At 59.4% G+C, this 11735-nt stretch carries 15 protein-coding genes; 11 read left to right on the top strand and 4 right to left on the bottom strand.

Going from position 1 to position 11735, the window contains the following annotated elements; genetic code table 11:
• Window positions 1–19 precede the first annotated feature (19 nt).
• Window positions 20–199 carry a hypothetical protein gene (locus tag SLW75_RS13800; RefSeq protein ID WP_037012170.1) on the bottom strand — a complete coding sequence of 60 codons (180 nt, stop codon included), beginning with the start codon at window positions 197–199 and terminating at the stop codon, window positions 20–22.
• 370 nt (window positions 200–569) lie between these two features.
• On the opposite strand from SLW75_RS13800, the gene SLW75_RS13795 reads away from it, so the two are divergent.
• Window positions 570–1406, top strand: coding sequence for a S1 RNA-binding domain-containing protein (locus SLW75_RS13795; RefSeq protein WP_192134002.1), 837 nt, complete (start codon window positions 570–572; stop codon window positions 1404–1406).
• A 62-nt stretch (window positions 1407–1468) separates the two neighbouring features.
• On the opposite strand, the gene SLW75_RS13790 is transcribed toward SLW75_RS13795, so the two are convergent.
• On the bottom strand, window positions 1469–1849 hold the full coding sequence (locus tag SLW75_RS13790; protein ID WP_410934723.1) for a hypothetical protein: 381 nt from the start codon (window positions 1847–1849) through the stop codon (window positions 1469–1471).
• Window positions 1850–2603: 754 nt separating this feature from the next.
• Here SLW75_RS13790 and SLW75_RS13785 point away from each other — a divergent pair.
• From SLW75_RS13785 to def, 3 genes are all read left to right on the top strand, one after another.
• Window positions 2604–2795: a CsbD family protein gene (locus tag SLW75_RS13785; RefSeq protein WP_065992700.1), complete on the top strand. Its 192-nt coding sequence runs from the start codon at window positions 2604–2606 to the stop codon at window positions 2793–2795.
• Window positions 2796–3063: 268 nt separating this feature from the next.
• Window positions 3064–4062 (top strand): YihY/virulence factor BrkB family protein, encoded by a 999-nt coding sequence (locus SLW75_RS13780; protein ID WP_065992702.1) that lies wholly within the window; start codon window positions 3064–3066, stop codon window positions 4060–4062.
• 60 nt (window positions 4063–4122) lie between these two features.
• Complete coding sequence (gene def, locus SLW75_RS13775; protein ID WP_410934722.1) at window positions 4123–4662, top strand: peptide deformylase; 540 nt, start codon at window positions 4123–4125, stop codon at window positions 4660–4662.
• A gap of 226 nt (window positions 4663–4888) precedes the next feature.
• Here def and SLW75_RS13770 read toward each other — a convergent pair whose 3' ends face one another.
• Together SLW75_RS13770 and SLW75_RS13765 are read right to left on the bottom strand one after the other, a co-directional pair.
• Window positions 4889–5719 carry a class I SAM-dependent methyltransferase gene (locus tag SLW75_RS13770; protein ID WP_410934721.1) on the bottom strand — a complete coding sequence of 277 codons (831 nt, stop codon included), beginning with the start codon at window positions 5717–5719 and terminating at the stop codon, window positions 4889–4891.
• 121 nt (window positions 5720–5840) lie between these two features.
• Window positions 5841–6254 (bottom strand): GNAT family N-acetyltransferase, encoded by a 414-nt coding sequence (locus tag SLW75_RS13765; protein WP_410934720.1) that lies wholly within the window; start codon window positions 6252–6254, stop codon window positions 5841–5843.
• Between the two features lie 123 nt (window positions 6255–6377).
• Here SLW75_RS13765 and SLW75_RS13760 point away from each other — a divergent pair, with 123 nt between their 5' ends.
• The 7 genes from SLW75_RS13760 to SLW75_RS13730 all read left to right on the top strand — a co-directional run bounded on the left by SLW75_RS13760 (window position 6378) and on the right by SLW75_RS13730 (window position 11730).
• A complete protein-coding gene (locus SLW75_RS13760) occupies window positions 6378–7319 on the top strand; it encodes a fatty acid desaturase (protein WP_410934719.1) in 942 nt (313 codons plus the stop codon).
• A 43-nt stretch (window positions 7320–7362) separates the two neighbouring features.
• Window positions 7363–8142 carry a phosphate/phosphite/phosphonate ABC transporter substrate-binding protein gene (locus SLW75_RS13755; RefSeq protein WP_410934718.1) on the top strand — a complete coding sequence of 260 codons (780 nt, stop codon included), beginning with the start codon at window positions 7363–7365 and terminating at the stop codon, window positions 8140–8142.
• Between the two features lie 117 nt (window positions 8143–8259).
• Entirely contained in the window at window positions 8260–8769 is a 510-nt protein-coding gene (locus SLW75_RS13750; RefSeq protein ID WP_410934717.1) for a sigma-70 family RNA polymerase sigma factor, read from the top strand.
• A gap of 73 nt (window positions 8770–8842) precedes the next feature.
• The gene (locus SLW75_RS13745; RefSeq protein WP_410934716.1) at window positions 8843–9856 is read left to right on the top strand and encodes an ABC transporter substrate-binding protein; all 1014 of its coding nucleotides are present in this window, start codon (window positions 8843–8845) and stop codon (window positions 9854–9856) included.
• 61 nt (window positions 9857–9917) lie between these two features.
• Window positions 9918–10502 (top strand): GNAT family N-acetyltransferase, encoded by a 585-nt coding sequence (locus SLW75_RS13740; RefSeq protein WP_410934715.1) that lies wholly within the window; start codon window positions 9918–9920, stop codon window positions 10500–10502.
• Window positions 10503–10732: 230 nt separating this feature from the next.
• Window positions 10733–11233 (top strand): hypothetical protein, encoded by a 501-nt coding sequence (locus SLW75_RS13735; protein ID WP_192134069.1) that lies wholly within the window; start codon window positions 10733–10735, stop codon window positions 11231–11233.
• A gap of 59 nt (window positions 11234–11292) precedes the next feature.
• The gene (locus tag SLW75_RS13730) at window positions 11293–11730 is read left to right on the top strand and encodes a nucleoside deaminase (RefSeq protein WP_192133984.1); all 438 of its coding nucleotides are present in this window, start codon (window positions 11293–11295) and stop codon (window positions 11728–11730) included.
• The last annotated feature ends 5 nt before the right edge of the window (window positions 11731–11735 follow it).

The following is an 11735-nucleotide window of genomic DNA, read 5'->3' as shown; positions in this document are numbered from 1 at the left end:
CGCGGAGGCGGGAGAAAATTTACTTTTTGCCGAGGGAGATCTGCTTGGATGGGCCGAAGGTCTGGCCGCTGACACCTTTGGCGATCTGCTGGATCTCGCCACCGGATTTCAAGAAAGCTGCAATTTGCGCGTTGATCGAATCGCTGGTCTCAACGGCAGGAGCTGGCTTGGCTTTCGAGTTGGATGCTTTTACACGCATGGCTGCAATTGACCTATATAAATTTAATACGGCCGGCCATCCTATCGGAATTGGCCGGAAATTGCTTGGGTATTATCCGATGAGGGGAGGGCTGTTGCTCGCGCGGTGGTGCAGACATATTCTTCGACATTAGCCGCTAACTGACTGTTTTAATTGCGATGTTCAATCGGGCGTTCCGTGGTGTTCGACCAGCCTTCATGGCTGCTGCCAGATTCAACGACCTGACGAATGGCTTGAGCCCGGCACCGTCTGCGCGGTGACGTTCATCAACCCCTTGATTTTCAAAGCAGGCAGCCGACGCCAGAGGCCGATCCGGAACGCCCGCCGGAATTCGGGTAGAATGCCGCCCACGTAACGAGGGTATCTGCACATGGCTTTAGTCGGGCGCTACAACAGTTTGCAAGTGGTGAAACACACCAACTTCGGTTTATATCTGGACGGGGCACAAGATGGCGAAATTCTGCTGCCCAATCGATATATCCCCAAAGATATTCCCAGCGAAGATGAAGACTGGCTCAACGTCTTTATTTATCTGGACAGCGATGACAAGTTAATCGCGACCACGGAAAAACCCAAGGTTCAGGTGGGTGAATTTGCCAGCCTCAAAGTGGTTGAAGTCAACAGCATCGGCATCTTTCTGGATTGGGGGCTGCCCAAAGATCTGCTGCTGCCGTACTCGGAAGAAAAGCAGCCGCTGAAGGCCGGCGATTACTGCGTGGTGCATGTCTACCTCGACAAGCACACGCGCCGCATCACCGCGACCACGCGTCTGGATCGGTATCTGGACAAGGTGCCCGTTAACTATGCTGTCGGGCAGGAAGTGGACTTGCTGGTGGCGGAAGAAACCGCGATGGGTTTCAAGGCGATTATCAACAATAAGCACTGGGGCTTGATTCACAAGAACGAGGTGTTCAAGTTCCTGCGTTCGGGCAAACAGGAAAAAGGCTTCATCAAGGAAGTGCGCAGCGACGGCAACATCAGCCTGAGCCTGCAGCCAGTGGGCGAACAGCTTGCCAGCAGCCTCAACGCGCAGATCCTCGGCAAGTTGCGTGACAACAACGGCGTATTGCCTGTCAGCGACAAGAGCGATCCGCAGGTCATCAGCAACCTGTTCGGCGTCAGCAAGGGCAACTTCAAGAAAGCGATCGGCGCACTGTACAAGCAGGGCCAGATCGTCATTCACGCCGACCGTATCGAATTGGTCTGACGTGATACTCGAGTGCAGCGCCGGGTGATTGGCGCTGCACTCGTCAGATTAACGCGGGTTGATCATTTCTGCACGAAGCTGGCGAAGCTCAGGTTCGCGCCGTTCGGGCGCATGTCCTTCAAGTACGAATCCTTGTCAGCCGAGAGCTCCAGGCTCACGGTGGACTTGCGCTTGCCTTCATTGCGAACCACCACCGCGTCTTTTTGATCGCGCAGGAACTTGGTCGTCACCTTCAGGTGAATCAACTCATCCGTGCTAGGCGTGTGCAGAAGCAGATGCAGCCACTCGTACTGACCCACTGCCAGACGGCTCATGGGCAAATCAAACCACCAGATATTGCGCTTGGTGTCGATCACGGCAAAGTGCGTGTTATTGGTGCCGAGGACGGCGCCGCCGAGCTGTTCATTACGGCGCGCAATGGCCTGCTGCTTATCGAGTTTCATAACATTCCTGGATCACGGTCTCGTCAACCTGGCCCGACGCCCTGAGCGCCGCCGGTTCGGTCGCGCATTCTCCGGGGTTCTCGGGGAAACATAAAGGCAAAATTGGCCGGCGCGATTCGCGGTCTTCGACAGGGACGCGGAGTGCCCCGGGCTGCATTCCCACGCGGAGCGTGGGAACGACCGAATGTCAGCGTCTGAACGGGCCTCTTCCCGGCTAAAGCCGGTCGTACTAAAAGCAACGCTCGCAGCCAGTGGCACCGGCGCCGCCCGCTGTAGGACCGGCTTCAGCCGGGAAGCCCTTGATCTGCTTAGCGCGCTTTTGATCTGCTCTTGATCTTCATACGCATAAAGTCCAGACACCACCAAACGCGACTTGGGCGCAGGCCGAACGCAGACGATGCGCAGTGGGCCGAGCCGCATGGATGCGGCGAGAGCGCCGTCAGGACATGGATGTCCGTTCGGCGCGGGCCCACGGAGCGTCGTCGGAGTGAGGGTATTCCGACGGAGGAGGAACCTAGCCAGGAGCAAGCACCCTTGGTTACTTGGGGTGCTTTTCCAAGTAACTCGCCGAAGGCGAAACGTTCTGCCGTTAGGCAGGACCTAAGCAAACCACATATCCCCCAGACGCATTAAAAACCCAAGCCCACGACGCCCAATCAATCCAGTCGCGAATTAATTGAACCTCTGATTCACCGCTCCGGTCAGTTCTAGTGTCGAGTTAATGACATCCTATTTCCACCCTGGAGTGAACCCTATGAGCAGCACCGGCGATAAAGTCAAAGGCATGGCTAACGAAGCAGTAGGCAACGTCAAGCAGGGCGTCGGCAAAGTGACCGACAACGACAAACTGCGTGCCGAAGGCAAAGCGCAAGAAATCAAGGGCGAAGCCCAACAGACTGTTGGCGAAGCCAAAGACGCTGTGAAAAAAGGCGTCGACAAGGTCTAAATCCCTTGCGCCCTGAGCCCAATGGCTCCAGGCGACCTGATTTGCGACACCGTAACGGCCATCCTCTGATGGCCGTTATCATTTGCGTCACCGACCGCCTGAAACACATCAAATGTAGCCAACACCCCGGGCACCCTGTAAAAAGCCAGCCCGTTCGGGTAACTGACGGAATTTCAACGCCATTGCCCGCTCGTATGCATACCGCTTGTAGATACGCTTGAATCAATAATCGTGCTTCGGCTACATCTGTGTCGCGAAAGGAGACGCCATGATATTCCCGGACTTGCGCCAGCTCAGCATCAAGACAGTGTTGGTCAGAACGGTCAAAGAGTTTCTCGATGACGAGATGTCGACCTACGCCTCGGCACTGGCCTACCAGATGCTGTTTTCGCTGTTCCCGTTCCTGCTCTTCCTCATTGCCCTGATCGGCTTCCTGCACCTGCCGGACTTTTTCAGCTGGCTGCGACTGCAATCGGAACTGGTCCTGCCGCCCCAGGCCCTTGACCAGGTCAACCCGGTCATTGACCAGTTGCAACAGTCCAAGGGCGGTTTGCTGTCGATCGGTATCGTCATCGCGCTATGGACCGCCTCGGCTGGCGTGCGGCTGATGATGAGCGCCATGAACGCCGCGTATGACGTGGTCGAAGCGCGCCCGGCCTGGAAGCGCATCCCGCTGTCGGTGTTCTACACCATCGGCATCGCCGGCATGTTGCTCACGGTTGCCGCGCTGATGGTCACCGGCCCGGTGGTCATGAACTGGCTCGCCGCGCAGATTGGCATGGAAGATTTCATCGTCACGCTGTGGACGGTTCTGCGCTGGCCGCTGATCATCATCCTGCTGATGGTCGCGGTGGCGATCATGTATTACGTCATGCCCGATGTTAAGCAGAGCTTCCGCTTCATTACCCCGGGCTCAGTGCTCGCGGTCGTGGTGTGGATCGTCGCGTCGCTGGGCTTTGCCTACTACGTCAAGACCTTCGCCGACTACAACGCGATGTACGGCAGCATCGGTGCGATCATCGTGTTGCTGCTGTATTTCTACATTTCGGCGGCGGTGTTATTGCTGGGCGCTGAGATGAACGCGGTGATCGAGCACATGTCCGCCGAAGGCAAGGAGAAGGGTGAGAAGGAAGAAGGCGAGCGCGATGGCACGGCCGATTTTAATACGGTGCACCTCAAGCAGCATGTCTCGGGTCTCGGCCGCGATCACACCCATGACCATGACTACACGCCAACGCCGCCGGTGCTGAAGACCGACAAGTTCTGATAACGCTCAAGGCAGACGGCGCCCGCTGATGGCGCCTCTGCCCGTTGCAAAGGGCCCGCAATGATTCGCGAAATTCTGAAAATGGGCGACGAGCGCTTGCTGCGCATCGCGCCACCTGTCCCCGAGTCGATTTTCGGCTCCCGTGAGCTGAAGACACTCATCGAGGACATGTTCGAAACCATGGAAAGCGTCGGCGGTGTCGGCCTGGCTGCGCCGCAGATCGGCATTGACCTGCAGCTGTTGATCTTCGGTTTCGAGAGCAGCGATCGTTATCCGGATGCCGAGGCGGTCCCCCAGACCATCCTCCTCAATCCGCTGATCACTCCGCTGGAGCAGACGCTTGAAGAGGGTTGGGAAGGCTGTCTGTCGGTGCCGGGCCTTCGTGGCGTGGTCGATCGCTACGAGCACATCCGCTACGAGGGTTTCGACCCGGACGGCAAGCTCATCCAGCGTGAAGCCCGCGGTTTTCATGCGCGGGTCGTCCAGCACGAGTGTGATCACCTGATAGGCCGTCTGTATCCGTCACGCATTACCGACTTCAGCCGCTTTGGATTCATCGAAGTGCTGTTCCCGGGAATGGACCCGAACGCGGACGATTAACGCTTCGGAATTTCACAAAATCTTGGGGCAGATGAGTACCTATGCGGGAGTGAGCGCTCACGAAGAGCCCGGTACATCCGCTAAACATCCGGCGGCTGAGCGAGCGCTTTCGTGAGCAAGCTCACTCCCACAGGTTTCGCAGCGGCATCGTAAACAACCTCGCTTCCACAGGTTGTTCAGCGTTATCAGGGCGAGCACATTCGGCTGAGATTCTCTGCAGCTCATATTATTTCGCTGGCTTGATGAACCGCAGCGTCATGCGGTCGGACTCGCCGATCGCCAGAAACTTCGCCTTGTCCTGCTCACCGTTGACCAACGCCGGTGGCAGTGTCCAAACGCCGTCGGGGTAGTCTTTGGTGTCCTTGGGGTTGGCATTGACTTCGCTCTGGCCAGCCAGCGTGAAGCCCGCGTTCTGCGCCAGTTCGATCACGTAATCCGTCGGCAGGTATCCGTTTTGTGCGTTGTCCCTGGCTGTGGTGCCGGGTTTGGCCCGGTGGTCGACCACGCCTAGCGTCCCGCCCGGTTTCAATACCTCGTAAAACGCTTTGAACGTCGCCGTTTCGTTGCCGGCGTCGACCCAGTTGTGCACGTTGCGGAAGGTCAGCACCGTGTCGGCTGAGCCTGCCTTACCGAAGACCGGCACCCGGGGCGCGTAGGCCACGACCTCGATCTTGCCGTAATGCGCTGGGTCGGCCGCGTATTTCTGCTTCAGGCTGTCGGCGGATTTTTTCGCGTCATCGCGGGTGGCAGGGTCGACGATGGCTGCCACGTAATGGCCTTTATCTCTGAGCAGCGGCGCCAGCAGTTCGCTGTACCAGCCGTTGCCCGGCGTGATTTCGATAATCGTCTGATCAGGGCGCAGGTCAAAAAATGTCAGGGTTTGCTCGGGGTGACGGTATTGATCGCGGGCCGTATTTTGCGGCACGCGCCAGTCGCCGCTGAGGACGGTCGCGAACTGCTCGTGGCTGACGGTGGATTCAGGTGCAGCGGTTGCCGCCGCTGCCAGGCCCGTCGCCGAAAGTGCCGCGAGAGAGAAAACCATAAGCGCCGGGTTCATGTGCATCCTGCTTGATCGAGAAATGACCGGCGAGGCTAGCACGCGAGGCCGGGCCTCGGATGGCACGTTTGGTTTGATCCTCCGCAGGAAAGGTTCTAAGCCTGCCAGCAGCATCCGCCGATCAATCGGCACATCGAACAAGCGAGATCAACGATTTGGTCTGTCGATAACGCGCCAGCCGTGCGGCCAGTTCCTGAGGCAGATCCTCAACCCCCGTGAAGCCGCGTCGCTGATAGAACCCGCCGAGTTCAGGCTCACAGAACAACCAGACATTGCCTTCAACCGACGTCAGCGCGGCCGCGATCAAGCTCGCCGCGACACCTCTCCCGCGCTCGGCTGGCGCGATAAACAGCCCGGTCAACCAGTGCCCGCCAGCGACCGGCGTCAGGCACAGGGCGCCGATAATGCCCGGCTGGCGCGCCACCCACACCTGCGCCTCGCCCCTGGCGCGCATGGACGATCGATGGGCGCGGTAGAACTTCTCCAGCAACGGGCGCTGCACGTCGGGAAGGGTTGAAAACTGGATGTCGGGCATGTGCGGCAGGCGTCGGCTTGAGGGTGGATTCAGCGCATCGTTCTACCGTCATAACCAATCGATCTACAAGTTTTTCCTGCCTCGTTGCACAACCGGTTATCAGCCCGAATGCAGGAACCGGCAATGCCCCACTACCTGGACGACGCGCAGCGCGAAGAGATCAAGCGCCTGCGCGCAAGCTTTACAGGCCGCACGGAATGGCCGACCTGGTTACTGCTGATCGGCGTATTCGCAGGCTGGCCGACGTTGCTGGTTGCCAGCCCGCAGCTGGGCGTTTGGCCGACCACGCTGTTGATGGTCCCGATGCTGGTGCTGTGGATGTCGGTGCAACATGAGGTGCTGCACGGCCACCCGACGCGTTCGTTGCGACTGAACAAGGTGCTCGGTTACGCGCCATTCGCGGTCTGGTACCCGTATACGCTGTATCGCGACACTCATATGCAGCACCACTGCGATGAAGATCTCACCGTTCCCGGTCGCGACCCGGAAAGCCGCTACCTAAGCCAGTTGGAATGGAAGCAGACCGGCATGCTGATGCGTGCGCTGCGCTGGCTCGACAAGACACCGCTCGGGCGTCTGGTGTTTGGCGTGCCGTTGGCGCTGAGCAGTCTGATCGTCGGCGAAACCCGTCGATTGCTGCGTGGCGAGCGTCAGGCCTGGGCGATGTGGTCGACCCATGGTGGATTGCTGGTGCTGATGTTCCTATTCATCGAGCATTACGCCGCGATCTCGGCCCTGCATTACGTGATTTTTTGCAGCGTGCCGGCGCTGGCGGTGTCGATGGTTCGCTCCTATTACGAGCACCGTCCTGGCGTGCAACCCCAGGAGCGCACTGTCATCAATGAGGCGTCGTGGCCATGGGCCTGGCTGTTCCTGAATCTGAATCTGCACCTCGTCCACCACGACTTGCCTGGCTTGTCGTGGTATCTCATGCCCGTCGTGTATCGGGCGCGGCGCGAGGAGTGGCTGGCACGCAGTGGCGGTTTTCTGGTGGCCGGTTACGCGGAACTCTTTCGTCGCCACAGCTTCAATCCTATCGACAGCCCGCAACATCCCCATGTTTGAAACCCTATGTCTGAAACCCCAGGTCTGATGAGGAACACCGAACATGCCCCAAGGCTTCGCTGAGCTGTTGATGTATGTCGCGCCGCCGCGCATTCGGCAGGCGCAGGAACAGTGGCTGAGCCGTGTGCTGGATATCCTCGGCGTGCAGCGTCTCGATGCTCAAGACCTGGAGCTGAAAGCGCTCTGGCTGTCGCCGCAGTTGCTGCTGACGCAAACCTGCGGTTATCCGCTGATGACTGAATTGCAGGGCAAGGTACAGGTGGTCGGGCGGCCTGTTTATCAGTTGCCCCACAGCGCCGATGGCAACCATTGCAGCCTGTTGATCGCCCGCGAGGACGATCCGCGTCAGGCGCTCGTGGAGTTCAGGGGCAGTCATGGCCTGCTCAATTCCCGGGATTCCAATTCCGGCATGAACCTGTTCCGCCACGCCCTGGCGCCGCTTCAACAAAACGGGGCGTTCTTTGCTGATGTGACGCTCACCGGCGGCCATCGCAGCAGCCTCGCTGCGATCAAAGCGGGTGACGGCGATCTGGCCGCCATCGACAGCGTGACCTTCGATTATCTGGCGCGCGACGGTAGCGAGGAGGTCGCCGACGTGAAAGTGATTGCTCGAACGGCGGAGGGGCCGTGCCTGCCCTACATCACGCGGCTCGGCGCCGATGCCGATGCCATCCGCGCGGCGATGAATCAGGCGCTGAACGAACTCCCCGATGTCGCACACATGTTGGCGATCAGCGAGGTAATGTCTGCGAGCGTGGAGGATTATCAGGTGTTGCTGGATTACCGGCAGCAGGCGGTATCACAAGGCCTGGCTTCGCTCTAGTTATTCCTCGATGGTCTATAAAGAACACTTTTAAGTATTTTTACTGCATAACCGCGCTTGCTAGCATGCCCACTCGGAAAGTCCCGATGATAAAAATTTCAGGGCAGGGGATGTCTTATGGCTGGCGCCGATATGATGCATCGCCAATACCTCGGCGAACTGTTTGTGCAGCACCACTCGTGGCTATGCCTGCGCCTGCGTCGGCTGCTCGACTCCCAGCAGAGCGCTGAAGACGTTGCGTCCGAAACCTTCCTGCAACTGCTGGCCTCGCCCAACGTTGTGCCGATTCGCGACCCACGCGCGCTGCTGACTACCATTGCCCAGCGACGGGTGTATGAGCGCTGGCGGCGGCGTGATCAGGAGCGCGATTATCTGGAGGGATTGGCCCTGGAAGATGCTGTTCCTTGTGCATCCGCAGAAAGCCACGCCGCTACGCTGCAAATCCTTGACCGTCTGGATCGCCACCTTGACCGCCTGCCTGCCAAGATCAAATCAACCTTTGTGCTCTCCCGTCGCGGCGGGCTGACCTATCCTGAAATTGCCGCGCAGCTGGGCATTTCGCAGCGTTCGGTGAGCGACTACATGGATCAGGCTGAAACCTGTTGCCGCCGCGCTTGTCTGGAATAAAGCGTGTGCTGTGCCCGGCCAACTGTGCCAAACCGATTGAGCTCCTCCCATCCCCGAGCGACGAGAGACATCCATGACACCAATCAAAAAACTGCTGGGCGGCTCGCTGCTGGCACTGGCTGCCCTGACGGGCTCGGCGTACGGCGCAGAAAAAACCGCGCCGATTCATTTCGGCGACATCACTTGGGAGAGCGGCAGCCTGATCACCGAAATCCTGCGCACCATCGTGGAGAAAGGGTACGGCTATCCCACCGACACACTGCCCGGCAGCACGGTGAGTCTGGAAGCGGCGCTGGCGAAGAACGACATTCAGGTGATCGGCGAAGAGTGGGCGGGCCGCAGTCCTGCGTGGGTCAAGGCGGAAGCCGAAGGCAAGGTCCACGGCCTGGGCAACATCGTCAAAGGCGCAACCGAAGGCTGGTGGGTGCCGGAATTCGTCATCAAGGGCGACCCGGAGCGCGGCATCAAACCGCTGGCCCCTGACCTGAAATCGGTGTCGGACCTGCCCAAATACAAAGACGTGTTCAAGGACCCGGAATCCCCGGACAAGGGCCGCTTTCTCAACAGCCCGACCGGCTGGACGTCAGAGATCGTCAACACTCAGAAGCTCAAGGCCTACAAGCTCAACGAAAGCTACGTGAACTTCCGCACCGGGTCGGGCGCGGCGCTGGATGCTGAAGTCGCGTCTTCGATCCGCCGTGGCAAGCCGGTGTTGTTCTACTACTGGTCACCGACGCCGCTGCTGGGTCGCTTCAAGCTGATCAAGCTGGAAGAGCCGCCATTCAACGAAGCCGCCTGGAAAACCCTCGCCGACGCCAGCAATCCCAACCCGATCGGCTCCAGCTCCCTCGCTGCGCACCTGGCCATTGGCGTGTCGGAACCGTTCCGTCAGCAGTACCCGGATCTGGTGAGCTTCTTCGAGAAGGTTGACCTGCCCATCGACCAGTTGAACAAGACTTTGGGCGAGATGAGCGAGAAGCGCCAGGAGCCCAGCGTTGTGGCGAAAAGCTTCTTGAAGGACCACCCGGAAGTCTGGTCTTCCTGGGTACCGGCTGAGGTGGCCAGCAAGGTGAAAGCCAGCCTGTAAGCGCTTTCCCTTCAAGCTGTGGGCAAGCGGGCTGCCGCTTGTCCGACAGGCAACCCTGTTCATGCACGAGTCACGCTTCATGAACCCTTTATGCCTTCCCCTTCATACCGAACGCCTGATCCTGCGGGAACTCACCCCTGACGACGCCCCGGCGCTGGCGCAGATTCTGGGCGATGCCGAGGTGATGCGTCATTCGGTGGCGGGCGTATTGTCGGAAAAGGCGACAGGGGAGTTCATCGACTGGTGCCGGATTTCCTACCGTGAGCGCGGCTTCGGTCCGTGGGCGGTGGTGGAAAAATCCACCTCAACCCTGGCCGGCTTCTGCGGTCTCAATGCCGAGCGGGTCGATGGGAAGGACGAGATCGAGATCGGCTATCGGCTCGCCACCGGGTTCTGGGGGAAAGGCCTTGGCACTGAAGCGGCGCGCAGCACTCTGGCTTATGGTTTTAAAGAGCTCCAGGTGCCGTCGCTGATCGCCATCGTTCAACCGGCCAATTTCGCGTCGGTGAAGGTGATTCAGAAGCTCGGGTTCGGCGGGTTCGTTCACAGCCAGTATCACCGACAGGGCGTGAGGATTTACCGTATGACCGCGCAGCAATGGGCGCTGGGTCGTTCAGCAGAATCACAAGATACGCAATTCCCGTAGGACCGGCTTCAGCCGGGAAGGCGTCAGGCATTTCAATGCAGAACTCACGGCGTACGCGCTGGCCTCTTCCCGGCTAAAACCGGTCCCACAAGGTATGCATCGTTCGGCCAGAGATCGCTCACCGATGGATATCTCGCCCCTCAACTGTTAGCGTCCAGCAGACAATCAAAGCGTTGATCACCGATAAAAAGTCGCCGGGAGAGGACATGGAATATTGCAGATCGACAGCAATGACGATGATGAAGGCGTCACTCGGGCTGACTTTAGTGGCGGTGATGGCCCTGCAGAGCGTGGCATTGGCCGGCGAAACCGCCCCCGCTCCCGCACCCGTGGCCGGGGATTCCGCGCTGACCTTCGTGCAGGAGCGGCATCTGGGCGAAAGCCTGGGCTGGCTGGGTTATCAGGTCGCGTCCCACACGGTGACCTTCGCCACGATCGTCGAGACCGTCGGCCGCACCAAGGCCCAGGAAATCGTGCAGGACGAACTGCAAAGCCTGCAGCCGCAGTATCAGCAGGAATGGGACCGAAACCTCGCGGCCGCCTACGCCGCATCCTTTAGCCCTGAAGAGCTGAAGGCACTGGACGCCGCAGACCCGGCGCCGGACGTCGCCAACAAATTCCGCAACAAGCAGCGCGATGTCGGCGCTGACATGAAGGACCGCTCCAGCGAGCTGCTCAAGGTTTACGTGTCCACCGCGCTGGACAACGCATTGAAAAAAGCCAAGCCTTGAGCGCGCTTTTTTATGAAGCGTTTTTTCGATCATCCCCGTCACGAAGGAAAGGAGAGACCATGGACCCGTTCATGCAAGCGGCCATTGATGAAGCGCAGAAGGGCCTGGACGAAGGCGGTGTTCCCATCGGCTCGGTCATCGTCCACGACGGCAAGATCATCGGCCGTGGCCACAATCGTCGCGTCCAGGAAGGCAGCGCCATCAAGCACGGCGAGATGGACGCCTTCGAAAACGCCGGTCGCCAGCCCGCCCGCGTTTATCGCGAAGCCACGCTTTACACGACCCTGTCGCCCTGCGCGATGTGCAGTGGCGCGATCCTGCTGTACGGCATCCGCAAAATCATCGTCGGCGAACACGAGACGTTCATGGGTGAGGAGGAATTGCTCAAGTCCCGTGGCGTGGACGTGAATGTGCTGCACGACAAGACGTGCGTCGGACTGATGAAGCAGTTCATCGCGGACAAGCCCGAGCTGTGGAATGAGGACATTGGGGAGTAGGTCAG

This window comes from Pseudomonas sp. W5-01 (assembly GCF_046540435.1).
GTDB classification, from domain to species: domain Bacteria; phylum Pseudomonadota; class Gammaproteobacteria; order Pseudomonadales; family Pseudomonadaceae; genus Aquipseudomonas; species Aquipseudomonas graminis_B.
This window is presented reverse-complemented; position numbering and strand designations above follow the sequence as displayed.